At 72.7% G+C, this 25,776-nt stretch carries 18 protein-coding genes; 17 read left to right on the top strand and 1 reads right to left on the bottom strand.

Annotation, left to right across the window (positions count from 1 at the left end; genetic code table 11):
* Nucleotides 1-258: 258 nt before the first annotated feature.
* From ssd to OO52_RS54575, 7 genes are all read left to right on the top strand, one after another.
* The gene (ssd, locus tag OO52_RS18570; protein WP_030648530.1) at nt 259-1,365 is read left to right on the top strand and encodes a septum site-determining protein Ssd; all 1,107 of its coding nucleotides are present in this window, start codon (nt 259-261) and stop codon (nt 1,363-1,365) included.
* Nucleotides 1,362-2,552, top strand: coding sequence for a TadA family conjugal transfer-associated ATPase (locus OO52_RS18575; RefSeq protein WP_030937648.1), 1,191 nt, complete (start codon nt 1,362-1,364; stop codon nt 2,550-2,552). The genes ssd and OO52_RS18575 overlap by 4 nt, the downstream gene beginning before the upstream one ends.
* 237 nt (nt 2,553-2,789) lie before the next feature.
* Nucleotides 2,790-3,671, top strand: a complete 882-nt coding sequence (locus tag OO52_RS18580; protein WP_030651310.1) for a type II secretion system F family protein — start codon at nt 2,790-2,792, stop codon at nt 3,669-3,671.
* Between the two features lie 63 nt (nt 3,672-3,734).
* Nucleotides 3,735-4,517 carry a type II secretion system F family protein gene (locus OO52_RS18585; RefSeq protein ID WP_030651311.1) on the top strand — a complete coding sequence of 261 codons (783 nt, stop codon included), beginning with the start codon at nt 3,735-3,737 and terminating at the stop codon, nt 4,515-4,517.
* Between the two features lie 130 nt (nt 4,518-4,647).
* Complete coding sequence (locus tag OO52_RS18590) at nt 4,648-4,848, top strand: DUF4244 domain-containing protein (RefSeq protein WP_030651312.1); 201 nt, start codon at nt 4,648-4,650, stop codon at nt 4,846-4,848.
* Between the two features lie 22 nt (nt 4,849-4,870).
* Nucleotides 4,871-5,209: a TadE family type IV pilus minor pilin gene (locus tag OO52_RS18595; protein WP_030651313.1), complete on the top strand. Its 339-nt coding sequence runs from the start codon at nt 4,871-4,873 to the stop codon at nt 5,207-5,209.
* Nucleotides 5,206-5,937, top strand: coding sequence for an Rv3654c family TadE-like protein (locus OO52_RS54575; protein ID WP_420711404.1), 732 nt, complete (start codon nt 5,206-5,208; stop codon nt 5,935-5,937). The genes OO52_RS18595 and OO52_RS54575 overlap by 4 nt, the downstream gene beginning before the upstream one ends.
* A 217-nt stretch (nt 5,938-6,154) precedes the next feature.
* On the opposite strand, the gene OO52_RS18605 is transcribed toward OO52_RS54575, so the two are convergent.
* The gene (locus OO52_RS18605; RefSeq protein ID WP_078876873.1) at nt 6,155-8,635 is read right to left on the bottom strand and encodes a DEAD/DEAH box helicase; all 2,481 of its coding nucleotides are present in this window, start codon (nt 8,633-8,635) and stop codon (nt 6,155-6,157) included.
* A gap of 80 nt (nt 8,636-8,715) precedes the next feature.
* On the opposite strand from OO52_RS18605, the gene bldG reads away from it, so the two are divergent.
* The 10 genes from bldG to OO52_RS18655 all read left to right on the top strand — a co-directional run bounded on the left by bldG (nt 8,716) and on the right by OO52_RS18655 (nt 25,676).
* Nucleotides 8,716-9,057 (top strand): anti-sigma factor antagonist BldG, encoded by a 342-nt coding sequence (gene bldG, locus OO52_RS18610; RefSeq protein ID WP_014674042.1) that lies wholly within the window; start codon nt 8,716-8,718, stop codon nt 9,055-9,057.
* Between the two features lie 182 nt (nt 9,058-9,239).
* Complete coding sequence (locus OO52_RS18615) at nt 9,240-9,674, top strand: ATP-binding protein (RefSeq protein ID WP_030651319.1); 435 nt, start codon at nt 9,240-9,242, stop codon at nt 9,672-9,674.
* A gap of 329 nt (nt 9,675-10,003) precedes the next feature.
* Nucleotides 10,004-12,406 carry a sodium-translocating pyrophosphatase gene (locus OO52_RS18620; protein ID WP_030651322.1) on the top strand — a complete coding sequence of 801 codons (2,403 nt, stop codon included), beginning with the start codon at nt 10,004-10,006 and terminating at the stop codon, nt 12,404-12,406.
* A 238-nt stretch (nt 12,407-12,644) separates the two neighbouring features.
* Nucleotides 12,645-13,256, top strand: coding sequence for a hypothetical protein (locus tag OO52_RS18625; protein ID WP_030651325.1), 612 nt, complete (start codon nt 12,645-12,647; stop codon nt 13,254-13,256).
* 400 nt (nt 13,257-13,656) lie between these two features.
* Entirely contained in the window at nt 13,657-15,177 is a 1,521-nt protein-coding gene (locus tag OO52_RS18630; RefSeq protein ID WP_030651330.1) for a N5-glutamine methyltransferase family protein, read from the top strand.
* Nucleotides 15,178-15,557: 380 nt separating this feature from the next.
* The gene (locus tag OO52_RS18635) at nt 15,558-15,755 is read left to right on the top strand and encodes a hypothetical protein (protein ID WP_030651334.1); all 198 of its coding nucleotides are present in this window, start codon (nt 15,558-15,560) and stop codon (nt 15,753-15,755) included.
* 257 nt (nt 15,756-16,012) lie between these two features.
* Nucleotides 16,013-18,841 (top strand): type I DNA topoisomerase, encoded by a 2,829-nt coding sequence (gene topA, locus OO52_RS18640; RefSeq protein ID WP_030651338.1) that lies wholly within the window; start codon nt 16,013-16,015, stop codon nt 18,839-18,841.
* Nucleotides 18,842-18,972: 131 nt separating this feature from the next.
* Complete coding sequence (gene tmk, locus OO52_RS18645; protein ID WP_030651341.1) at nt 18,973-22,302, top strand: dTMP kinase; 3,330 nt, start codon at nt 18,973-18,975, stop codon at nt 22,300-22,302.
* A gap of 372 nt (nt 22,303-22,674) precedes the next feature.
* Nucleotides 22,675-23,880, top strand: a complete 1,206-nt coding sequence (locus OO52_RS18650; protein ID WP_030651343.1) for a DNA polymerase III subunit delta' — start codon at nt 22,675-22,677, stop codon at nt 23,878-23,880.
* Nucleotides 23,881-24,062: 182 nt separating this feature from the next.
* Nucleotides 24,063-25,676, top strand: coding sequence for an alpha/beta hydrolase (locus OO52_RS18655; protein ID WP_030651345.1), 1,614 nt, complete (start codon nt 24,063-24,065; stop codon nt 25,674-25,676).
* Nucleotides 25,677-25,776: the final 100 nt, after the last annotated feature.

The following is a 25,776-nucleotide window of genomic DNA, read 5'->3' on the forward strand; positions in this document are numbered from 1 at the left end:
GGTATGGGTGACGGAGATATTCACAGGGTCCGGGTTGTCCACAGTTATCGACCAAGATCCACATTATTTCGCGGATCGCTGCACCGTGATTCCAGCGCTTCCGGCTGCGGCGAGTTCATGGCCGGGTCCGATTGCCGGAGCGCGTATGGCCGGTTCCTATCGGCCGTTCATATGGAGGCCGCTTGCCGGTTCTTCACACCTTTGGGAATCGCGTGGCCGCAGGGGCTGCGCGGCCCGCGCAGCGAAGGGGGAACACCCGTGACCGGAACCGTCACCCACGACCCGCCGCCCGGCCCCGCCGACCGGCCCGGACGGCCGCTCATCGTCACCGAGGACGCCGTCCTCCTGGACGATCTGCTGCGCCTGTGCGCGGCGGCGGGCGCCACACCCGAAGTCCACCACGGCGTACCGGAATCCGGCGGCGGCTGGGCGGCCGCCCCGCTCGTGCTCGTCGGCGACGACGCCGCGCACCGGATGCTCGGGGCCGCGCGCCGGCCGGGGGTGGTGCTGGTGGGCCGCGACCAGGACGACCCGGGAGTGTGGAAACGAGCCGTCCAGATCGGCGCCGACCACGTCCTGATGCTCCCCGACGGCGAACCGTGGCTGGTCGACCGCATCGCCGACGTCGCCGAGGGCATCGGCCGCCCGGCCCTCACCGTCGGGGTGATCGGCGGCCGGGGAGGGGCCGGCGCGTCCACGCTCGCCTGTGCGCTCGCCGTCACCTCCGCGCGTGAGGGACTGCGCACCCTCCTGGTGGACGCCGATCCGCTGGGCGGCGGACTCGACGTACTCCTCGGCGGTGAGAGCGCCGAAGGGCTGCGCTGGCCCGCCTTCGCCGCTTCCCGGGGCCGGGTCGGCGGCGGCGCCCTGGAGGAGTCGCTTCCCGAGCTGCATTCCCTGCGCGTGCTGAGCTGGGACCGCGGCGACTGCGTCGCCATCCCGCCTCCCGCGGTCCGCGCGGTGCTGGCGGCCGCCCGGCGGCGCGGCGGCACGGTCGTCGTCGACCTGCCCCGCCGCCTCGACGACCCGGTCGCCGAGGCCCTCGCCCAGCTCGACATGGCCCTGCTCGTCGTTCCGGCCGAACTGCGGGCCGTCGCAGCCGCGGGCCGCGTCGCCTCCGTCGTCGGAATGGTCGTACGGGACCTGCGGGTGGCGGTCCGCGGGCCGTACGCCCCTGGCCTGGACGACCACGAGGTGGCCCGGCTGCTCGGCCTGCCGCTGGCCGGTGAGGTGCCCGTCGAACCGGCGCTGCTGCGCCCGCGGGGCGGCGCGAAACCGCCGGGCGCGACCGGGCGGGGACCGCTCGCCCGCTTCTGCGCGCACTTCTGGGAGCGCGCGCTGGTCGAGGCGGGAGGCATCCGATGACGCTGCCCGGACTCGACCGGGCCGACGGCGCGGCCCTGCTCGACGGCGTCCGCCGCCGGCTCGCCGAGAGCGGCGCCGAACCCACCCCCGCGCGCGTGGCCCAGGCCCTGCGCGAACAGGGCCGGGTGCTCGGCGACGCGGAAGTCCTCGGCGCGGCCGCGCACCTGCGGTCAGAACTCGTCGGCACCGGCCCGCTGGAACCGCTGCTCGCCGACCCGGACGTCACCGACGTCCTTGTCTCCGCCCCGGACCGGGTCTGGGTGGACCGCGGCGGCGGCCTGCAGCTGACCCCGGTGACCTTTCCCGACGCGGCGGCCGTACGGCGTCTCGCGCAGCGGCTGGCCGCCGTGGCCGGACGCCGACTGGACGACGCCCGGCCCTGGGCCGACGCCCGGTTGCCCGACGGCACCCGGTTGCACGCGGTGCTGCCCCCGGTCGCCGTCGGCTGCACCTGCCTCGCCCTGCGGGTGGTACGGCCCCGGGCCTTCACACTGGAGGAGCTCGTGGCGGCCGGCACGGTGCCGCCCGGCGGCGACCGGATCCTGAGGGCACTGCTCGACGCCCGGCTGTCCTTCCTCGTCAGCGGCGGCACCGGATGCGGCAAGACCACGCTGCTCAGCGCCCTGCTCGGGCTCGTCGGGCCGGGCGAGCGGATCGTGCTCGCCGAGGACTCGGCCGAGCTGAGGCCGGACCACCCCCACGTCGTCCGACTGGAGACCCGGCCCGCCAACCAGGAGGGCGCCGGTCTGGTCACCCTGGAGGACCTGGTGCGGCAGGCGCTGCGGATGCGGCCGGACCGGCTGGTCGTCGGCGAGGTGCGCGGCCCCGAGGTCGTGCATCTGCTCGCGGCGCTCAACACCGGCCATGAAGGCGGCTGCTGCACGGTCCACGCCAACGCGGCGGCGGATGTACCGGCCCGGCTGGAGGCGCTGGCCACAGCCGCGGGGCTGGACCGTGCCGCACTCCACAGCCAGTTGGCGGCGGCCCTCTCCGTGGTGGTGCACCTGGTACGGGACCGGTCCGGGCGGCGCCGGATCGCCGAGGTGCACGTGCTGGAACGGGACACCACCGGGCTGGTGCGGACGGTACCGGCTCTGCGCTGGGGCGAGCGGGCGTTCGTGCGGGAGCGGGGGTGGGGGCGGTTGCGGCAACTGGTGGGGGACGCGGGGGAGTTCCGAGGTGAGTGAGGGGCGCGGTGGCGGGCGGGTGGTGTGAGGGGGTCCGGTGCGGTCCGGCGAGTGGGTTCGTGGGTCATGTGCGTTCGGGAGGCGGTGTCCTCGGGGGCGGTGCGTTCGGTGGGGGCAATGGCGGGTGGTTCAGCGGGTCCGTGCGTTCTGCGGCCAGTGGCGGGTCAGTGAGTTTCGGCGGCTCGGTGAGTTTGGGCGGGTCAGCGGGCTTCGTCGGGTCAGTTGAGGTCGGCAGTGATGAGAGGAGTGACGGAAGTGATCGGTGAGACGTCCATGGGGGCCGCGCTGGTCTGTCTCGGTGCCTTGGTGTGGCTGCTGGGCGGGCGGCACTACGGGATGCGGCGGGCACGGCTGCTGCTGGCCGGCGGCGGGGTGGTGGCGACCGGGCCGCCCGTCCGGGAGCAGGTCCTCGCGGAGCTTCGACGCCGGTGCGGCCGATGGGGAGCCGAGTGGTGGGCGCTCGTCGCCGGGCTGGGGATCGCGCTTCTGGGTGCCTCGGTGATTCCGGTGGTCGCGGGGGCCGTCGGGGTGCCGGTGCTGCGCCGGATGCGGCTGGCCCGGCAGGCCCGGCGCACCCGGGAGCGGCGGGCCGACGCGGTGATCGCCCTGTGCGGCGGGCTCGCCGGGGAGGTGCGGGCAGGACGGCAGCCGGGGGAGGCGCTGGTGCGGGCCGCGCGGGACTCCGGCGGACTCGGCGACGCGCAGGCCGCCGTGGTGGCCGCGGCGCGGTTCGGCGGAGACGTCCCTGGCGCGCTCGCCGTGGCGGCCCGGCAGCCGGGGGCGGAGGGTCTGCTCGGACTCGCCGCGTGCTGGCGGGTGGCCGTGGACCAGGGCGCCGGACTCGCCACCGGCCTGGACCGGCTGGACGGGGCCCTGCGCGCCGAACGGGACCAACGGGCCGATGTGCGCGCCCAGTTGTCGGGGGCTCGGGCCACCGCGGTGCTGCTCGCCGCACTGCCCGCCCTCGGGCTGCTCCTCGGTACGGCCATGGGGGCGGACCCGCTGCGCGTGCTGCTGCACAGCGGCGCGGGCCTCGGCTGCCTGACGGCCGGAGCGGTGTTCGAGACGGCCGGGATGTGGTGGTCGATGCGGATCGTGCGAGGGGCGGAGGCCGTGTGAGGTGCGCCGTGTGGAGGGGGCGAGTAGCCCGAATGACCGAAGGGCGGGGAAGGGACGAGCGGCATGAGCGGGGAAGTCATCCACAGGCTGGGGACGACGGTGGTCGTTGCGCTGGTCCTCGGCTGGGGTGTCCGGCGCCTTGAGCTGGCGCGGCGACGACGACGGGCGCGGCGCCGGGTGGCCGAGCTGCTGGGCTTCGAAGTGCCTGATCGGACAGCCGGGTTGACGATTCCGGACGTCGTTCGGCGGCGGTGGTTGCCGGCGGCCGGTGCGGCGTGCGGTGTGTGGGTGCTGGTCGGCGGGATCGTCGGTGCGGTGCTGGGACTGAGCGTGGGCGCGGTCGTGTGGCGGTGGCGGGGTCGTCAGGTGGCGGCCGGGCAGCGAGAGGTGGCCGATACGGCTGGGGCAGCGCGCCAACTTCCGCTGGCCGCCGATCTGCTGGCCGCCTGCATCGCGGCTGGTGCCGGTCCGGTGCTCGCCGCCCAGGCGGTGGGGGAGGCCCTCGGCGGACCCGTGGGGCAAGCGCTGGCACGGGGCGCGGCGGAGGTCAGGCTCGGCGGTGAACCGGCCGACGCCTGGCGGGGCTTGGCGGCGCTGCCCGGTGCCGGTGCGCTGGCGCGGCTGCTGGAGCGGGCCGACGAGTCCGGGTTGCCCGCGGCCGGCCCGGTCGCCCGGCTGGCGTCGGACGCACGCGCGGAATGGGCCCGTACGGCGACGGCCCGGGCGCGCCGGGCGGGCGTACTGATCTCGGCGCCGGTCGGCCTGTGCTTCCTGCCCGCGTTCATCGCGGTCGGTGTGCTGCCCGTCGTGATCGGACTGGCGGGCGGGGTGATGGGAGGGAGCTGAGGGCATCGGGAGCGAACCGGCAGGCAGACGTCAGGTAAGCGCGAAGACCGACGACAACGACCACACGACAACAACAACGAAGCACAACCACAGCGAAACACAACAGACCAGAAGCCTCACGGGGGTTGAAATGTTCGAGAAGATCAGGAAAGTGGCCGTCCGGGTGCGCGGAGCCTGCCGTCAGGACGGCGGAATGGTGACGTCCGAGTACGCCATGGGGATCATCGCGGCCGTCGGGTTCGCGTTGCTGCTCTACAAGGTCGTCACCAGCGGCCAGGTCCAGGCGGAACTGCAGACCATCGTGAAGAAGGCCCTCAGTGCGCGGATGTGAGCGAGGTGGGGACCGTGGGTTCGTGACCGCGGAGGCGGCCGTGGTGCTGTCCGTGCTGGTGGCGTTCACGATGGCGCTGGTCTGGGGGCTGCTCGTGGTGGCGGCGCAGATCGAGTGCGTGGACGCGGCGCGTGCGGGCGCCCGGGCAGCCGCCCGGCAGGACCCGGCCGACGCGGTGGTGACGGTGACCCGGGAAGCGGCGCCGAGAGGAGCGCGGGTGACCGTCGCACGCGAGGGCGACCAGGTCCGGGTGACGGTCGCGGCCAAGCCGCCGGTGCTGAGTGGGTTGCCGTTCGAGGTCCGAGAGGAGGCCGTGGCCCTCGCCGAGGACACGGTGGGACCGAGGGGGACGGAGCCATGAGATGCCGGAGTGTGCCGACCGGCGAACGGGTGCCTGCCGACGGTCGATGCGCGACCCGGCGGGAGGGCTGCGAGGAGGCGCGGAAGAGAGGGCGCGGGTGCCCCGACCGGAGGGAGGAATCCGGCTCGGGGTGCTGTGAAGGCCGGTGCTGTGAAGGCCTGGACCCGGGGCAGGGGTCCAGCCGGAGGCGCCGTGAGGAAGCGCGGTGTGACGGGCGCGCGCGGCCGGACCGGCCGTCGGACTCCGACCGGGGATCCGCCACCGTCTGGAGCCTGGGGGCGATCGCCGTGCTGTGCGTGGTGTTCGGCGCCGTGCTGGCCCTCGGGCAGGCCGTCGTCGTACGGCACCGGGCGGCCGGCGGCGCCGACCTGGCCGCGCTCGCGGCGGCGGACCACTGGGCCGAGGGCGGCACGGAGGCCTGCGCCCGGGCCGAACGGCTGGCGGCGGCCCAGGGAGTACGGCTGGTGCGGTGCGCGATCGTGGGCGACACGTCCGATGTGACGGCGGCCGCAGGAAGGGCGCCGTTCACGGCGGAGGTCAGAGCGAAAGCGGGACCGGCAGGTCCGGTACCGCCCGGCGTGCCGGACGGCTCCTCGGTACCTTCGCCCGGCGTCACGGGTGGCTCGCCGGTTGGGTCGCCCGGCGGCCAGCCCGGCTCCCAGGCCGTGCGGCCGGACACCCGGGGCGACTCCGGTGCCGCGCCCCGCGCCGCACCGGACAGATCCTAGGGATTGCCACCTGATGTGCGGGGGCTCCCAGGCCGTGCCGTCCGCCACGCCGAGCGGGTCCGAGGCCCTGACGCCGCCTGATGTCCCGGAGGTTCCCCGGCTCCCCCGTTTGGCGTCGGGGTGGCTGTCCGGCTCCACCGTTTGGTGTCTGGGCGGCTCCCAAGCCCCACCGCCTGGCGTCCCGGCGCCTCCGGCCCTGCCGCTTGCCCCTCCTCGCCTAGCCTCCCGCCGTTTCCGCCGCTCCCGCCTCCTCCGGCGCCTCCCGCAGCAGCACGGTGAGCAGTCGTACCGCGCCCCTCTTGTGCAGTGGGTCGTTGCCGTTGCCGCACTTGGGGGACTGGATGCAGGACGGGCAGCCGGCCTCGCACTCGCAGGAGGCGATGGCCTCGCGGGTGGCGGTGAGCCAGGCGCGGGCGGTGTGGAAGGCGCGCTCGGCGAATCCGGCGCCGCCGGGGTGGCCGTCGTAGACGAAGACCGTGGGCAGGAGGGTGTCGGGGTGCAGGGGCACGGACACGCCGCCGATGTCCCAGCGGTCGCAGGTCGCGAAGAGGGGCAGCATGCCGATGGAGGCGTGTTCGGCGGCGTGCAGGGAGCCGCCGAGGATCTCCGGGGTGATCCGGGCCTCGTCGAGCTGGTCCTCGGTGACCGTCCACCACACCGCGCGTGTGCGCAGCGTACGAGGAGGGAGGTCGAGTTTCGTCTCGCCCAGCACTTCGCCGGTGATGAGGCGTCGGCGGAGGTAGGAGACCACCTGGTTGGTGACCTCCACCGAGCCGTAGCACAGACGACCGGCACCCCACGGGATCTCGGTGTCCGTCTCCAGGATGGAGATGGACGTGGTGTCGCGGGCGACCGTCGAGTACGGCGGGTCCGCCTGCTCGACCAGGGCGACCGAGTCCTCCAGGTCCAGGGAGCGCACCAGGTAGGTGCGGCCCTGGTGCAGGTGGACGGCGCCTTCGTGGACCGTGGAGTGCGCGGCGCCCGCGTCGACCGTGCCGAGCAGGCGGCCCGTGCCGGCCTCGACGACCTGTACCGGGCGGCCGCCGGCACCACGGATGTCGGTGAGGTCGGCGGCCCGCTCCCGGCGGGTCCAGTGCCAGGCCTTGGTGCGCCGGCGGAGCAGCTTCGCGGCCTCCAGCTGCGGCAGCACGTCCGCGCAGGCCGGGCCGAAGAGGTCCAGGTCCTCCTCGGTCAGCGGCAGCTCCGCGGCGGCGGCACACAGGTGCGGGGCGAGCACGTAGGGGTTGTCGGGGTCGAGGACCGTGGATTCCACCGGCTGGTCGAACAGGGCCTCGGAGTGATGGACGAGGAAGGTGTCCAGCGGGTCGTCACGGGCGACGAGGACCGCGAGGGCGCCCTGGCCGGAGCGGCCCGCGCGGCCCGCCTGCTGCCACAGGGACGCGCGCGTGCCCGGGTAGCCGGCGATCACCACCGCGTCCAGGCCGGAGACGTCCACGCCGAGCTCCAGGGCCGTCGTGGCGGCGAGACCGAGGAGCTCGCCGGAGTGCAGGGCGCGTTCCAGGGCGCGGCGCTCCTCGGGGAGGTAGCCGCCGCGGTAGGCCGCGACACGCCGGGCCAGGGAGCGGTCGACCTCGGCGAGTCTCTCCTGGGCGATCACCGAGATCAGTTCGGCGCCGCGCCGGGAGCGTACGAAGGCGACCGAGCGCACGCCCTGCACGGTGAGGTCGGTCAGCAGGTCGGCGGTCTCGGCGGTGGCGGTACGCCGTACGGGTGCGCCCTTCTCGCCCTGGAGTTCGGTGAGCGGGGGCTCCCAGAGGGCGAACACCAGTTCTCCGCGCGGGGAGGCGTCGTCGGCGACCTCGACGACGGGCAGACCGGTCAGTCGGCGGGCGGCGACCGCGGGCTCGGCGGCGGTCGCCGAGGCCAGCAGGAAGACGGGGAAGGAGCCGTAGCGGGCGCACAGCCGGCGTAGCCGGCGCAGCACCTGGGCGACGTGCGAGCCGAAGACGCCCCGGTAGGTGTGGCACTCGTCGATGACGACGTACTTGAGCGATTTCAGGAAGGAGGACCAGCGCGGGTGGGAGGGGAGTATCCCGCGGTGCAGCATGTCGGGGTTGGTGAGGACGTAGTTGGCGTACTGGCGGATCCACTCGCGTTCCTCGAACGGGGTGTCGCCGTCGTACACGGCCGGCCGCACCGATGTGCCGAGGGGTTGTGAAAGTTCCTTCACCGACCGGCACTGATCCGCCGCGAGGGCCTTGGTGGGGGACAGGTACAGGGCGGTGGCGCCACGGCCATTCGGGGCCTCGGCGCCGTCCAGGAGGGTGGACAGGACGGGCACGAGGTAGGCGAGGGACTTGCCGGAGGCGGTGCCGGTGGCGACGACCACGCAGTCACCGTCCAGGGCGTGCCCGGCGGCCAGCGCCTGGTGTGCCCAGGGATGCTCGATGCCGCACGCCTGGACGGCCGCGATCACCTCCGGCCGAATCCGGTCAGGCCAGACGGCATGGCGGCCCGCGCGCGGGGGCAAGTGCTCCGTATGAGTGATGCGCGCAGCCCGGCTCGGCCCGGAGGCGAGCCGCCCCAGGACCGTGTCCGGGGACGGGCGGGAGGCCGGGTGAGCCTGGGGTCGATCGGATCGGTGATTCTTGGCCATCGGCACCGAGTGTGTCACTGGCGTGACGGACAATGGAGCCAAGGCGTCGTGCACGCCTGCCGGTAAGTGATTGAATGCCATCGCGGCTGGCGAAACGTCCCGGGGGCCGCAAGCGAGGTGCCCGAGGGACGACCGCTCGATAGCAAGGTGCTGGAGGATCCGTGGACCTGTCCCTGTCGACCCGTACCGTCGGCGATCGTACGGTCGTCGAGGTCGGTGGCGAAATCGACGTATATACCGCGCCCAAGCTGCGCGAGCAGCTGGTCGAGCTGGTGAACGACGGGAATTTCCACCTCGTCGTCGACATGGAAGGCGTGGACTTCCTCGACTCCACCGGGCTCGGCGTGCTGGTCGGCGGCCTGAAGAGGGTTCGTGCCCACGAGGGCTCGTTGCGCCTGGTCTGCAACCAGGAGCGCATTCTCAAGATCTTCCGCATCACCGGCCTCACCAAGGTGTTCCCGATCCACACCACGGTCGAGGAAGCGGTGGCGGCCACCGACTGATCGACCACTGTCCGATCCCGGACCGGTCGCCGGCGTCGGGCTCCTTCCGGGGCCCGGTCGTCGGCCGGTCCCGTCCTGGGCCGATGCCTATGCTGCGGCCCTGGGCACAGATGTACACCAGGGGGTGTGGGCGCTCGGCGGCCCCGCCCCCGACCGCACGCCCGTAGTCGCGAGGGGGATGCATGGCCACCGTCGAACTCCGCTTCAGCGCGCTGCCCGAGCACGTCAGGACCGCCCGGCTGGTGGCGGCAGCGGTGGCGCGCAGGGCCGGAGTGGACGAGGCCGTCCTGGACGAGGTGCGGCTGGCCGTGGGCGAGGCCTGTTCTCGCGCCGTCGGCCTGCACCAGAGCAGTGGCGTCACGGCACCGGTGAAGGTGGCGCTGATCGAAGAGGAGAAACAGTTCTCCATCGAGGTCGGCGACGAGGCCCCGCATGCCGCTCCGGGCGGCGACACGCCGGGCGCCGGACAGGAAGCCGAGGCGGAGGTCGAGGAGGACGAGATGGGCCTCGCGGTCATCAGCGGCCTCGTCGACGACGTGGAGGTCACCACCGGGCAGAACGGCGGGCTGATCCGGATGACCTGGCCGACCGCGCCGCCGGCCGCCGTACTCGCCTGAGCCCGCCCGTCTGGTCCGAGCAGCGAGCGGTCTCACTCGACTGGCCGTAGCCGCCAAAACCACCTGACAAGCGCACAGGGGCCCTGCCGAGCAGGGCCCCTGTCGTGTTTTTCCGATCACCGCCGAATTCGTGAAAGAATTCACGATCGGAACCGTGGTAATTTGATCAAGTGTCCAGGTGGCCGACAATGGCTTTGGGGCATTACATCGTTCGAGTCTGCTGTATGTGCATGCAGGCCAATTCTGTTTACCGTCCCCTGTTTGAATCACTCGGGGGTACCTACAATCCGTCCACATCTTGAGCTCAGCCCAAGCGTCAAGGAGGACGAATGGCGGGGCTTTCTACTCCTCAGTTGGGTCACCCCACATCCCTCGCGGCCGCGGTCCTGACCGACGACAACCGGATCATCGTGGCTGTCATCGCGGCGGTCGCCCTGGCCGCGCTGGTGGTCGCGGGGATCTTGGTGCGCCAGGTGCTGGCGGCCGGCGAGGGCACCGAGAGCATGAAGCGGATCGCCGAGGCGGTCCAGGAAGGTGCCAAGGCGTATCTCGCCCGGCAACTGCGCACGCTCGGCGTATTCGCCGTCGTCGTCTTCTTCCTGCTCATGCTGCTGCCCGCGGACGACTGGAATCAGCGGGCCGGCCGCTCGGTGTTCTTCCTGATCGGAGCGGCGTTCTCGGCGGCCACCGGCTATATCGGCATGTGGCTCGCCGTACGCAGCAATGTGCGGGTTGCCGCGGCGGCCCGGGAAGCCACCCCGGCGGAAGGCGAGCCGGAAAAGGATCTCACCACCGTTTCGCACACCGCGATGAAGATCGCATTTCGCACGGGCGGCGTCGTCGGCATGTTCACGGTGGGGCTCGGCCTGCTGGGCGCCTCCTGTGTGGTGCTGGTGTACGCGGCCGACGCGCCGAAGGTGCTGGAGGGCTTCGGCCTCGGTGCCGCCCTGATCGCGATGTTCATGCGGGTGGGCGGTGGCATCTTCACCAAGGCCGCCGACGTCGGCGCCGACCTGGTCGGCAAGGTCGAACAGGGCATTCCGGAGGACGACCCGCGCAATGCCGCGACCATCGCCGACAACGTGGGCGACAACGTCGGCGACTGCGCGGGCATGGCGGCCGACCTGTTCGAGTCGTACGCCGTGACCCTGGTGGCCGCGCTGATCCTCGGCAAGGCCGCCTTCGGCGACTCCGGGCTGGCGTTCCCGCTGCTGGTGCCCGCCATCGGTGTGCTCACGGCGATGATCGGCATCTTCGCGGTCGCCCCGCGCCGGGCCGACCGCAGTGGCATGTCCGCGATCAACCGCGGCTTCTTCATCTCCGCGGTGATCTCGCTGGCGCTGGTCGCGATCGCGGTCTTCGTCTACCTGCCGTCGAAGTACTCCGCCCTCGACGGCGTCACCGACGCGGCGATCAAGGGCAAGGACGGCGATCCGCGCATCCTCGCGCTGGTCGCGGTGGCCATCGGCATCCTGCTCGCCGCGGTCATCCAGCAGCTGACCGGCTACTTCACCGAGACCAACCGCCGTCCGGTGCGGGACATCGGCAAGACCTCCCTCACCGGCCCGGCCACCGTCGTCCTCTCCGGCATCTCGGTGGGCCTGGAGTCCGCCGTCTACACCGCGCTGCTCATCGGGCTCGGGGTGTACGGCGCGTTCCTGCTCGGCGGTACGTCGATCATGCTGGCGCTGTTCGCGGTCGCGCTGGCCGGCACGGGCCTGCTCACCACGGTCGGCGTGATCGTCGCCATGGACACCTTCGGGCCGGTCTCCGACAACGCGCAGGGCATCGCCGAGATGTCCGGCGACGTCGAGGGCGCGGGCGCGCAGGTGCTCACCAACCTGGACGCGGTCGGCAACACGACCAAGGCCATCACCAAGGGCATCGCCATCGCCACCGCCGTCCTCGCCGCGTCGGCGCTGTTCGGGTCGTACCGCGACGCGATCACCACCAACGTGCAGGACGTCGGCGCGAAGCTCACCGGGCCGGGCTCGCCGCTGAGCCTGTCCATGGACATCTCGCAGCCCAACAACCTCGTCGGCCTCATCGCGGGCGCCGCGGTCGTCTTCCTCTTCTCCGGACTGGCCATCAACGCGGTGTCGCGGTCGGCGGGTTCGGTGGTGTTCGAGGTGCGGCGGCAGTTCCGTGAGAGGCCCGGGATCATGGACTTCAGCGAGAAGCCCGAGTACGGCAGGGTCGTCGACATCTGCACCAAGGACGCCCTGCGGGAGCTGGCCACGCCCGGTCTGCTCGCCGTCATGGCGCCGATCTTCATCGGGTTCACGCTCGGTGTCGGCGCGCTCGGCTCCTACCTCGCCGGTGCGATCGGCGCGGGCACGCTGATGGCGGTGTTCCTCGCCAACTCCGGCGGCGCCTGGGACAACGCCAAGAAGCTGGTGGAGGACGGCAACCACGGCGGCAAGGGCAGCGAGGCACACGCGGCCACGGTGATCGGGGACACGGTCGGCGACCCGTTCAAGGACACCGCCGGACCCGCGATCAATCCGCTGCTGAAGGTCATGAACCTGGTCTCGCTGCTCATCGCACCGGCGGTGATCAAGTTTTCCTACGGTGACGACAAGAACCTCGGGGTGCGGATCGGGATCGCGATCCTCGCGCTGCTGGTGATCGTCGTCGCCGTGTACATCTCCAAGCGGCGGGGGATCGCCGTCGGCGAGGACGACAGTGCCGGACGGGTCGCCAACCCGCCGGACGCCGCGGTGGTTTCGTAGGCCGGGAGGAGGTCGGGACCCGGTCGAGACAGGAGGAAGGCCCTGCTCGACGGCGGGCGGGCGGCGTGTGTTGACGCCGCCCGCCCGCTTGTCGTCTGTGGGCTCACCCACGTCGTGAGCCTTCTCTCCCATGGCGCGAAAGATCACAAAAACTGACTTATGCCGCACCCGGCAGGGGGAGGGAGTGCGTCCGGCGTGTAGATTCCGGGGGCCGAGAGCCATGGAAGGGACCAATCCGGTGAACAAGAAGCTCGCGGCCGCACTGTCCGGCGGTGCGGTACTGGTGGTGGCGGTGTCCGGGTGCAGCGACGGCGGTGACAAGGGGCCCGACCCCAAGCTGGTGTCCTGGGCCAAGACGGTGTGCGACGCGGTGCCCGCGCAGGACGCGAAGATCAGGGCGGCCAACGCTTCGATCGCGGCCATCGCCACGGACACCAACCTCCCGCCCAAGGACGCCCAGAAGACGTACGCGGCGGCCTTCCAGGACATGGCCGAGGGTTACAAGGCGCTCTCCGCCGCCCTCGACAGCGCCGGAGCGCCCCCCGGGATCGACGGCGGCGCCAAGCTCCAGCAGGACGCGGCGAAGAACCTGGCCGGCCTCTCCACGTCGTACGCCGACCTGAAGAAGAAGGTCGACGGGCTCAACACCAAGGACCAGGGCAAGTTCGCCAAGGGCCTGAAGGAGGTCGCCCTGCAGACCAAGGAGGTCGGCAAGCAGAGCGACAGCGGCACGGAGGCGCTGAAGCGGCTGGAGCAGGGCGACGTCAAGGAGGCGATGGCCAAGCAGCCCAGCTGCAAGGTCACCGCGTCCGGTTCCGCACAGCCGACGGCGTCGGCGACGGCCGGCTGACGTCGCCGATTGGGCGGCTGACGTCGGCGAGTGGGCGGCTGTGGCTGGCGACGGTCCGCTGACGACCGCGACAACCGGCTGACATCGGCGAACGGCCCACGAGAAAGCGGCCTCGGGAGTCGCTGGGAGTCGGTATGGGCAGTCGTCGCGGGTCGGCCCTGGGGAGTCGCCGGGAGTCGGTCCGGGTAGTCGTCGCGGGTCGGCCCAGAGCCGCCGCCGGGAATCGCTCAGGGCAGTCGTCATGGGTCGGCCCGGGGAGTCGTCACGAGTCGGCCCCGGCAGTTGTCGTGGGTCGGCCTCGGGCAGTCGCCAGGAATCGGGTCCGGCCGTCGCCGCAGAGTCCGTCCGGGGCGACGTCGCGAGTCGGCCCCACCCAGCCGTCGCGGGCCACAATGGGGGCGTGACTGACTCCGGACTCGCTCCCCTGCCCGCTTCCGACCGGCCCGACATCGCCGCGCGACTGAGGGACGCGCTGCTGGCCGCCTCCTTCACCGCCGACGGGCTGCTCGACCTGCTCGGCGCGCCCGCCTACGCGGCGCTGGCCCGCAGCGAGACCGTGCCCGCTCTCCGGGCGACCCGTGGCGACACGCCGCTGGAGACGCTCGTACGGCTGTTCCTGCTCCAGCAACCGGTGCCCCACGCGCGCGTGGCGGCCGTTCTGCCGGTCGAGGAGGCGCTGGAGGCCGGCTGGCTCAGGCGCGTGGGCGGCGACGAGGTGGCCGCGACCGTGGACGTACGGCCGTACGGCGGCCCCGGCGGCGAGGACTGGTTCATCGTCTCCGACCTCGGCTGCGCGGTCGGCGGGGCCGGCGGCATCGGGCAGCGTGACGAGGGTGTCGTCCTGGGTGTCGGCGGCGCCTCGACGACCCTCGCCGGCATCACCGTCCGCACCCCCGTCGCCTCCGCCCTGGACCTCGGCACCGGGTCCGGCATCCAGGCGCTGCACGCCGCGCAGCACGCCACGCGCGTGACGGCGACCGACCTCAACCCGCGCGCGCTGCACATCACGGCGCTCACGCTGGCGCTCTCCGGAGCGCCCGCCGCGGACCTGCGCGAGGGGTCGCTGTTCGAGCCGGTGCGGGACGACGAGACGTTCGACCTGATCGTGTCCAACCCGCCGTTCGTGATCTCCCCGCGCGCCCGGCTGACGTACCGGGACGGTGGCATGGGCGGGGACGATCTGTGCCGCTCGCTCGTTCAGGAGGCGGGGGAACGGCTGAACGAGGGCGGGTTCGCGCAGTTCCTCGCGAACTGGCAGCACGTGGCGGGGGAGGACTGGCAGGACAGACTCAGGTCGTGGGTGCCGCGCGGGTGCGATGCCTGGATCGTGCAGCGCGAGGTGCAGGACGTCACGCAGTACGCCGAGCTGTGGCTGAGGGACGCCGGTGACCACCGTGGGGACCCGGCGGAGTACCAGGCGCGGTACGACGCCTGGCTCGACGAGTTCGAGGCGCGCAAGGTCAGGGCGGTCGGCTTTGGCTGGATCACCCTGCGCAGGACCGGCTCCGCCGAGCCCGTCGTCACCGTGGAGGAGTGGCCGCACCCGGTCGAACAACCGCTCGGGGAGACGATCCGGGCGCACTTCGAGCGGCTCGACTATCTCCGGGAGCACGACGACGCGGCGCTGCTGGACAGTCGTTTCAAGCTCGTCCCGGAGGTGGTCCAGGAGCAGGTCGGGCTGCCCGGTGCCGAGGACCCGGAGCATGTGGTGCTGCGCCAGCACCGCGGGATGCGCCGGGCGACGAAGGTGGACACGGTGGGTGCCGGGTTCGCGGGGGTGTGCGACGGCACGCTGAGCGCGGGCCGCATCCTCGACGCCATCGCGCAGCTCGTCGGCGAGGACCCGGTGGTGCTCCGCGACCGCACGCCCGCGCAGATCCGGCTGCTGGTGGAGCAGGGCTTCCTGGAGCCGGCGGGCTGAGCGGGCACGCGCGGGAGGGCCGCTGGAGCGGTGCCGTGGTGCCGGGTGAGGGGCCCGGCGAGGGGCCGTGCCGGGCAGGTGCCGTACGCCGGGTGCCCGTGCCGTCGTAGGCGCGGTCGGATCATCTTCCGATCGCCGCGCGCGAATCGTCGTATGCCGGGGGCACGGGCCCGGCGGAGTTGCCGGTCGAGGGCGGCGCCGAACCGTTTCCGGAAAACGGCCGGAAAAATATCGGCGCCGGGTTGGAGCCCTCTTGGTTCGAGTGTGCGTTCGAATGGATGCGGACCTTCCGTTCACCCCGATGTCGCCCGCCCGCCTCCCGCGCGTGCCACCCTCCCGGCGCTGGGCAGAGCCGACGGCAGGGAAGGGGTGCTCGGGTGATGGAGAGCGGACCGGCGATCTTCGCGGGAGTGGTGTTCTCCCTGTTCGGGGCCGGTCTACTGGTGTGGACCGGAACCCGTCTCCGGCGCCGGGAACCGGTGGCCGTCGGTGTGAGTCGGGTCGCATCCGCCGCCGTCGCGAGCGTGGCCGGGACGCTCGCGCTGACCCTCGGCGCGTACTGTCTGACCCGGCTCTGAGACGGGCACGCGCCATGTCCGGACGGTAAGGGGAGCGTCACGCTCCGGACAGGGTCGTGGGGGTGACCGGGCAGTCCGGGCGGCAGGAATGGCGGTAGTCGGGTTACCGTTCGAGTGGCCGTTGTGGGCTTTTCCCGTTTGACACGGGAGCGGGATGTAGCGTCACACTCCGCAGCGGCACACGAGCCAGCAGTACGCCGCGACCCCGGGACCAAGGCCTGGGGAGGCCCCAGCGTCGACCGGAGAGAAGAGCGAAGTTGTCCCCGACCAGCGAGACCGCACAGGGCGGTCGCCGACTCGTCATCGTCGAGTCGCCTGCCAAGGCGAAGACGATCAAGGGCTACCTCGGCCCCGGCTACACCGTCGAGGCGAGCGTCGGGCACATCCGCGACCTTCCCAACGGCGCCGCGGAGGTGCCCGAGAAGTACACCGGCGAGGTCCGCCGCCTCGGTGTGGACGTCGACCACGACTTCCAGCCGATCTATGTGATCAACGCGGACAAGAAGGCCCAGGTCAAGAAGCTCAAGGACCTCCTGAAGGACTCCGACGAGCTCTTCCTCGCCACTGACGAGGACCGGGAGGGCGAGGCCATCGCCTGGCACCTCCAGGAAGTCCTGAAGCCGAAGATCCCGGTCAAGCGCATGGTGTTCCACGAGATCACCAAGGACGCGATCCGCGAGGCCGTCGCCAACCCGCGCCAGCTCAACCAGAAGCTGGTCGACGCCCAGGAGACCCGCCGCATCCTCGACCGCCTCTACGGCTACGAGGTCTCGCCGGTGCTGTGGAAGAAGGTCATGCCCCGGCTGTCGGCCGGCCGCGTGCAGTCCGTCGCCACACGACTCGTCGTGGAGCGGGAACGCGAGCGCATCGCGTTCCGATCCGCCGAGTACTGGGACCTCACGGGCACCTTCGCGACCGGTCGCGCGGGGGATCCGTCGGACCCGTCGTCGCTGATCGCCCGCCTGCAGACCGTCGACGGCCGGCGGGTCGCTCAGGGCCGTGACTTCGACTCCCTGGGACAGCTCAAGAGCGCGAACACCCTCCACCTCGACGAGGCGACCGCCCGCGCCCTCGCCGCCGCCCTGGAGAACACCCGCTTCTCCGTCCGGTCCGTCGAGTCCAAGCCGTACCGCCGCTCGCCGTACGCTCCGTTCCGTACGACGACGCTGCAGCAGGAGGCCAGCCGCAAGCTCGGCTTCGGCGCGAAGGCGACCATGCAGATCGCCCAGAAGCTGTACGAGAACGGCTACATCACGTACATGCGTACGGACTCCACGACGCTGAGCGACACGGCGATCAACGCTGCCCGCGCCCAGGTCACGCAGCTGTACGGCGCCGACTATCTGCCGCCGCAGCCGCGCACGTACGCCGCCAAGGTCAAGAACGCCCAGGAGGCGCACGAGGCGATCCGCCCGTCGGGTGATCGTTTCCGCACGCCCGCGGAGACCGGCCTGACCGGCGACCAGTTCAAGCTGTACGAGCTGATCTGGAAGCGGACCGTCGCCTCCCAGATGAAGGACGCGACCGGCAACAGCGTGACCGTGAAGATCGGCGGCACCGCGGCCGACGGGCGGGACGTCGAGTTCAGCGCCTCCGGCAAGACGATCACCTTCCACGGCTTCCTGAAGGCCTACGTCGAGGGTGCCGACGACCCGAACGCCGAGCTGGACGACCGCGAGCGCCGGCTGCCGCAGGTCGCCGAGGGCGACGCGCTGTCCGCCGAGGAGATCACGGTCGACGGCCACGCCACCAAGCCCCCGGCCCGCTACACCGAGGCCTCCCTGGTCAAGGAGCTGGAAGAGCGCGAGATCGGCCGCCCGTCGACGTACGCGTCGATCATCGGCACGATCCTCGACCGCGGCTACGTGTTCAAGAAGGGCACGGCCCTCGTGCCGTCGTTCCTGTCGTTCGCCGTGGTGAACCTCCTGGAGAAGCACTTCGGGCGGCTCGTCGACTACGACTTCACGGCCAGGATGGAGGACGACCTCGACCGCATCGCGGCGGGTGAGGCCAAGGCCGTGCCGTGGCTGAAGCGCTTCTACTTCGGCGAGGGAACCGCCACCGGCGGCGCGGCCGACGCCGGCAACGGCGACGGCGACCACCTCGGCGGCCTCAAGGAGCTGGTGACCGACCTGGGCGCGATCGACGCGCGCGAGGTGTCGTCGTTCCCGGTGGGCAACGACATCGTGCTGCGCGTGGGCCGCTACGGCCCGTACATCGAGCGCGGCGAGAAGGACACCGAGCAGCACCAGCGCGCCGACATCCCGGACGACCTGGCACCGGACGAGCTGACCGTCGAGCTGGCCGAGGAACTGCTGGCCAAGCCCAGCGGCGACTTCGAGCTGGGCACCGACCCGGCCACCGGCCACACGATCGTCGCCAAGGCCGGCCGCTACGGCCCGTACGTCACGGAGGTTTTCCCCGAGGGCACCCCGAAGACCGGCAAGAACGCGGTCAAGCCGCGCACGGCCTCGCTCTTCAAGTCGATGTCACTCGACACGGTGACGCTTGAGGACGCCCTGAAGCTGATGTCGCTGCCGCGCGTCGTCGGCACCGACACCGACGGCCAGGAGATCACCGCGCAGAACGGCCGCTACGGCCCGTACCTGAAGAAGGGCACGGACTCGCGCTCGCTGCAGGCCGAGGACCAGATCTTCACGATCACGCTGGAGGAGGCGCAGGCGATCTACGCCCAGCCGAAGCAGCGTGGCCGGGCGGCCGCCAAGCCGCCGCTGAAGGAGCTGGGCGATGACCCGGTCTCCGGCAAGCCGGTCGTGGTCAAGGACGGCCGCTTCGGTCCGTACGTCACCGACGGCGAGACCAACGCGACCCTCCGCTCCGGCGACAGCGTCGAGACGATCACTCCTGAGCGTGGTTTCGAACTGCTCGCCGAGAAGCGCGCGAAGGCGCCCGCCAAGAAGACCGCGAAGAAGGCGGCCGCCAAGAAGACCGCTCCGGCGAAGAAGACCGCCGCCAAGAAGACCGCCGCCAAGAAGACGGCCGCCAAGAAGACGACGACCGCCAAGAAGACCACCGCGAAGAAGGCGACGGCTTCCAAGGCGACGGCTTCCGGCACCGAGGACTGACACCCCCGTCGGATCGACGGCCTCCTTCCCCGGTTCGCACAACGAACGCCCCGGCACCCCTTCGGTGCCGGGGCGCGCGCATGCCCGGACACGCGAGGTGTGGTGTCAGCGGCTGCGGATAGGCTGAACGCATGACGCGAGCCGATCAGCCAACGGCCCACACCACAGCACCGGACGACGCCCTGGTCGCGGACTCCCGCGAGCGCGCCGTCCGTTCCCTGCTGCGCCGACCGCAGCTGAGGCGCCTGTGGAGCGCGCAGCTCGTGAGCGGTGTCGGCGACACCCTGTCCCTCCTCGTCCTGGTCCTCCTGGTCCTCCAGTCGGCGATCGCCGAGGGGGCCTTCGGGGGCGGCTACCGAGGCGTGGCGTTCGCAGTGGCGACGGTCTTCGCCGCGCGCATCCTCGCCGCGCTGCTCTTCGGCGCCGTGCTCCTCGGCCCGCTGACCTCGCTCACCGCCCAGGAGGGCCCGCTCGACCGCCGCTGGACCATGGTCGGCGCCGACGGCCTGCGCGCGGCGCTGCTGATCGTCGCACCCTTGTGGATCGACTGGACGCCGGACAACGCACTCGCCGTCCTGCTGGTCACCGCCTTCGTCACCGGCGTCGCCGAGCGGCTGTGGACCGTCTGCCGGGAGAGCGCCGCTCCCGCCCTGTTGCCGGCCCCGCCCCCGGAGGGTGCGACGGTACGACCGCTGCCGGATCACCTGGACGCCCTGCGCCGCCTGTCGCTGCGGACGACCTTCCTGGCGGTCCCGCTGGCCGCCGCCGCCCTGGTCGTCGCCGCCCTGCTGAACAACCTGCTGGGCGCTGGCGTGGCCTGGTTCGACCAGCACCAGGCGGCCCTCGGGTCGTACGTGGCGGCGGGCCTGTTCGCCGCCTCGCTGTCCGTGCTGACCTATCTGGAGCTGCCCGACACGCACACCCCGCGCGCGCGGTCCCCGCTGGAGGGCCTGCGCCGCCCGCGCACCGGCACCGGAGTCGACAAGGGCCGTACGGGCGCCATCCCGCTGCTCGTCCCGGCCTGCGCCGGAGTCGCCGGCGCCATCGCGGCGGCCGTCGCGGTGTGCGTGCTGCACGCCAAGGACCTGGGCGGCGGCCCCGTGCTGTACGGCCTGCTGGTGCTGGGCCTGACCGGCGGTGTCGCCGTCGGTATCCGCACCGCCCCCGCGCTGCTGCCCTCGCTCTCCCGCCGGCGTCTGCTGGCCCTGGCCATCGCCGTCACCGGCATCGCGCTGCTGGCCGCCGGGCTGGTCCCGGACGTCACCACGGTCCTGCTGATCGTCACGCTGGCCGGCGTCGGCGCGGGCGTGGCCGCCAACACCGGGCACACCCTGCTCGACCAGGAGACCGAGGACTCCCGCCGGGGGCGGACCACCGAACACCTGCACGCGATGGTCCGCGTCTTCATAGCGCTCGGCGCCCTGATCGCGCCCCTGGTCGCGGCCCTGATCGGCCCGCACCGGCTGGAGAACGGCAAGTTCGTCTTCGCGCACGGCGGCGCCGCCTTCACGCTGATGCTGGTCGGCGCCCTGCTGCTGCCGGTGGCCGCGCTGGTGCTCGCCAAGGTCGACGACCGCTCCGGCGTGCCGCTGCGGCAGGACCTCAAGGACGCCCTGCTGGGCGGCGACGACCCGGTCACCGCACCGGCGGCCAACGGCTTCTTCATCGCCCTGGAGGGCGGCGACGGCGCCGGCAAGTCCACGCAGGCCGAGGCGCTCGCCGAGTGGATCCGCGCCAAGGGCCACGAGGTCGTGCTCACCCGCGAGCCCGGCGCCACCCCGGTGGGCAAGCGGCTGCGCTCGATCCTCCTGGACGTCTCCTCGGCGGGCCTGTCCCACCGCGCGGAAGCGCTGCTGTACGCCGCCGACCGCGCCGAGCACGTCGACACCGTCGTACGCCCCGCCCTGGAGCGCGGCGCGGTGGTCATCACCGACCGCTACATCGACTCCTCCGTCGCCTACCAGGGCGCCGGCCGCGACCTGTCCCCGACCGAGATCGCCCGCATCAACCGCTGGGCCACCAACGGTCTCGTCCCGCACCTGACCGTCCTGCTGGACGTCTCCCCGGAGACCGCCCGCGAGCGGTTCACCGAGGCACCGGACCGGCTGGAGTCGGAGCCCGCGGAGTTCCACGCGCGCGTGCGGGCCGGTTTCCTCACGCTGGCCGCCTCCGACCCCGGGCGCTACCTGGTCGTGGACGCCGGACAGGAGCCCGAGGCCGTCACCACCGTGATCCGGCACCGGCTGGACGTCGTGCTGCCGCTGTCCGAGGCCGAGATCAAGGCCCAGGAGGAGGCACGCAGGAAGGCCGAGGAGGAAGCCCGCCGCAAGGCCGAGGAAGAGGCCGCCCGCAAGGCCGAGGAGGAACGCCTGGAGCGCGAGCGCCAGGAGCAGCTGGCCAAGTTGCGCGCCGAGGAGGAGGAGCGCAAGCGGCGCGAGCTGGAGGAGGCGCAGCGGCGCGAGGCCGAACGGCAGGCGGAGGAGGCCCGGCAACGGGCCGAGGAGGCCCGCCGGCGCGCCGAGGAGGAGCGGCAGCGGCTGCTCGCCGAGGAGAAGGCGCGCGCGGAGGAGGAGGCCCGCCGCAGGGCCGAGGAGGAGCGGCGCCGCAAGCAGGCCGAGGAGGAGGCCCGCCGGCGCGCCGAGGAAGAGGCCCGGCAGGCCCGGCTGCGTGCCGAGGAGGAGGCCCGGCGCCTGGAGGCCCAGCGCAAGGCCGAGGAGGCGCTGCTGCGCGCGGAGGAGGCCCGCCGGCAGGCCGCCGAGGCCGCTGCGGCGGCCGACGCGGCGGCCCGCAGGCCCAGCACCTCGCTGCCGCCGGCCCCGGGCGTGGTCCCCGACGTGGCCACGGTCCCGACGCCGGTGGTGTCGCCGGAAGCGGCCGCGCGCGGGACGGACACGCGGGGCACGGACGACGAGACGACCGTGTTGCGTCCGGTGCGCGAGGAGCGTGCCGCCGACGACGCCCGGCGGGCCCACCCCGACTCCGAGGTGACCGCCGAGCTGCCGCAGCTGCCGATTGTCACCGGTCCGGCCGACGAGACCGCGGTGCTGCCGCAGGTGCCGCCGGGCGCGGCGGACGAGACGGCGGTGCTGCCGCAGGTGCCCGCCGACGAGACGGCCGAGCTGCCGCGGGTGCCGCCGGGTGCGGCGGACGAGACGGCGGTGCTGCCGCCCGTACGGGACGCAGACCCGGCGGACCGGGTGCCGCCCGGCTTCTTCCGGGACGAGCCGCGCGCCGCTGGCCCCGACGGCTCCGAGCCGCGCACGCGCGAGCTGCCCCAGATCGACGCCGACGGCACCCCGCGGCGGCGCCCGCGCCCCGACTGGGCCGAGGAGACCCCGCTGGACGACCTGCCCACGCTGGCCGACGAACTGCTGGGTTCGTACGACGAGGGGGAGTACGGCGACCAGGGCGACGGCGAGGAACAGGGCCGCAAGGGACGGGGCCGGGGGCGCCGCGGCTGAGCTACGCCGGCGGCAGCCGGGTCGGTCTCCGGACGCTGGTGCTGGTGAGGGCCGGCGCCCGGGACATCGGCGGGGCGGCGCCTCCGGGCGTCGGCGACGGCTGCGGCGGGTATCGCGCCAGCCGTAGCCTCCGTGACAGGCCGGGCTGTCGGTGTCAATCGGCCGCCGACCGCGGGCGCCGTGGACCACAGGCGGGGCGTCGTGTCAGACGTACTTCCTCAACTGGGGAGGCGTACCCCTACCACCGGACAGCCGTAGTCAACCGGATCCATCGGATCCACCGCCTCCGCGACCTCCGTCCGACCCGTTGTCAGTGCCCACCCGCACAATGGATCCCGGAACGCGGAGTGTGACGGAAGGGCGGCGTGACCCATGACCGTGTGGGACGACCTCGTCGGGCAGGAGAAGGTGAGCGCGGTGCTCGATGCCGCCGCGCGGGACGCCGACGCCCTCGTCACGGCCGCCGCGGCGGACCAGCCGCTGCCGGAGACGTCGAAGATGACCCACGCCTGGCTCTTCACCGGGCCGCCCGGCGCGGGCCGGAACCAGGCGGCCAGGGCCTTCGCCGCCGCCCTGCAGTGCGTGAGCCCCGACCGCGCGCTCGGCGGCGCCCCCGGCTGCGGCTTCTGCGACGGCTGCCACACCGCGCTGCTCGGCACCCACGCGGACGTCACGACGGTCGCCGCGGTCGGCTCCGAGATCCTGGTCAAGGACATGCGGGACACCGTCCGCAAGTCGTTCACCTCCCCGGCGAACGGCCGCTGGCAGATCATCCTGGTCGAGGACGCCGAGCGGCTGAACGAGAAGTCCGCCAACGCGGTCCTCAAGGCAGTGGAGGAGCCCGCCCCGCGCACGGTCTGGCTGCTGTGCGCCCCCTCCATCGAGGACGTCCTGCCGACCATCCGCTCCCGCTGCCGCCACCTGAACCTGCGCACGCCGTCCGTCGAGGCGGTCGCCGACACGCTCATGCGGCGCGACGGCATCGAGCCCGAGGTCGCCGCGTCCGTCGCCCGCGCCACCCAGGGGCATGTCGACCGGGCCCGCCGCCTGGCCACCGATCCGGCGGCCCGCGAGCGCCGGGCCACCGTGCTGAAGCTCCCGCTGCGGCTGGACGAGGTCGGGGCCTGCCTGAGAGCCGCTCAGGAGCTGGTCGACGCGGCTGCCGAGGACGCCAAGCAGCTCGCAGAGGAGATGGACGGCAAGGAGGCCGAGGAGCTGAAGGCGGCGCTGGGCGCGACCCAGGGCGGTCGGATGCCGCGCGGTACGGCGGGGGTGATGAAGGATCTGGAGGACATGCAGAAGCGCCGCAGAACCCGTACGCAGCGCGACAGCCTGGACGTCGCCCTCGGTGACCTCACCGCCTTTTACCGCGATGTCCTCGCCCTGCAGCTCGGTACGCGCGTGGCGCTCGCCAACGCCGACGCGGAGGACGCCCTGGAGCGGCTGGCCCGGGCCAGCACTCCGGAGTCCACCCTGCGCCGCATCGAGGCGATCGCCGCGTGCCGCGAGGCCCTGGACCGCAACGTGGCTCCGCTGCTGGCGGTGGAGGCGATGACGATGGCGCTGCGCGCTGGGTGAAGCGCTCAGCCCTTCACGGCGACTGACCGGGCAAGGCTCGGCCGGTCAGGGCCACTGACTCAGCAAGGCTCGGCAGGTCAGAGCGACTGGCTGAGGAGAGAGAGGAGGCCACCATGTCCCTCGTACGAGCCACAAATCCCACGCACCGCACACTTCCCGTCGCACACGGTTAGGCTCGCCGGATGTACACCAGGCCATCTCCCCGCACCCGCCGGACCCGGGGCACCCGCGCCCGGACGACGGCCCGCCTCACGGCCACCCTCCTCACGACCGCCGCGCTGCTCGTGTCCGCCTGTTCCTCCGGGAGCTCGACCACGTCGTCCGCGGGCGGGCCGGTGGAGGCGGCGCTGGCCGCGCTGCCGCATTCGACGCCGGCGGCGCTGACGCCGTACTACGACCAACGGCTGAGCTGGCGCGACTGCGGTGTGCCCGGGTTCCAGTGCGCGACGATGAAGGCCCCGTTGGACTACGCCAGGCCCGACGCGGGCACCGTCCGGCTCGCCGTCGCCCGCAAGAAGGCCACCGGCAAGGGCAAGCCGCTCGGCTCGCTGCTGGTCAACCCGGGTGGACCGGGCGGTTCGGCGGTCGGGTACCTCCAGCAGTACGCGGGCATCGGCTACCCGGCTCAGATCCGGGCCCGCTACGACATGGTCGCGGTGGATCCGCGGGGCGTCGCCCGCAGCGAGCCCGTCGAATGCCTCGACGGGCGCCAGATGGACGCGTACACGCAGACGGACCTGACCCCCGACGACCAGCGGGAACGGGACGCGCTGGTCGCCGCGGACCGGAAGTTCGCGGAGAGCTGCGGGGCCCGCTCGGCGCGGCTGCTGCGGCACGTCTCCACCGTCGAGGCGGCACGGGACATGGACCTGCTGCGGGCCGTGCTCGGGGACCGGAAGCTGAACTACGTCGGGGCGTCGTACGGCACCTTCCTCGGGGCGACGTACGCCGGACTGTTCCCCCGGCGGGTCGGCCGGATGGTCCTGGACGGCGCGATGGACCCGACGGTGGACGCCCGCAGGCTGAACCTGGACCAGACGGCGGGCTTCGAGACGGCGTTCCAGGCGTTCGCGAAGGACTGCGTACGGCACTCCGACTGCCCGCTCGGCGGGAAGGGCACGACGCCCGCGCGGGTCGGCGCGAACCTGCAGGCGTTCTTCCGCAAGCTCGACGCCCACCCCATCCCGGCGGGCGACGCGGACGGCCGCAAGCTGGGGGAGTCGCTGGCCACGACCGGGGTGATTGCGTCGATGTACGACGAGGGGTCCTGGGAGCAACTGCGTGAGGCGCTGACCTCGGCGATGAGGGAGAACGACGGCGCCGGCCTGCTGTCCCTCGCCGATAGCTACTACGAGCGGGACGCGAACGGCCACTACAGCAATCTGATGATGGCCAACGCCGCCGTGAACTGCCTGGACCTGCCGCCGGCCTTCTCCGGTCCCGAGGACGTCGAGAAGGCGCTGCCCGAGTTCGAGAAGGCGTCCCCGGTCTTCGGCCCGGGCCTGGCCTGGGCCTCGCTGAACTGCGCGTACTGGCCGGTGCGGGCGACGGGCGAGCCGCACCGCATCGAGGCGAAGGGGGCGGCGCCGATCGTGGTGGTCGGCACGGTCCGCGACCCGGCGACCCCGTACCGCTGGGCGCGGTCCCTCGCCGGCCAGCTCTCCTCGGCCCGCCTGCTGACCTACGACGGCGACGGCCACACGGCGTACGGCCGGGGCAGCACCTGCATCGACACAGAGATCGACACCTACCTCCTCCGCGGCACCCCGCCGACCCCAGGAAAGCGCTGCTCATAGCCCTTGTCACCCACCCCGGAACCACCCCCTCCGGGGTGGGTACGAAGCACCCCCGGAAACTGTGTAGACTTACCGACGTTGCCGATCGCACCATGGTGTC

The sequence above is a fragment of the Streptomyces flaveolus genome (assembly GCF_000716535.1).
Classification (GTDB): Bacteria; Actinomycetota; Actinomycetes; order Streptomycetales; family Streptomycetaceae; genus Streptomyces; species Streptomyces flaveolus_A.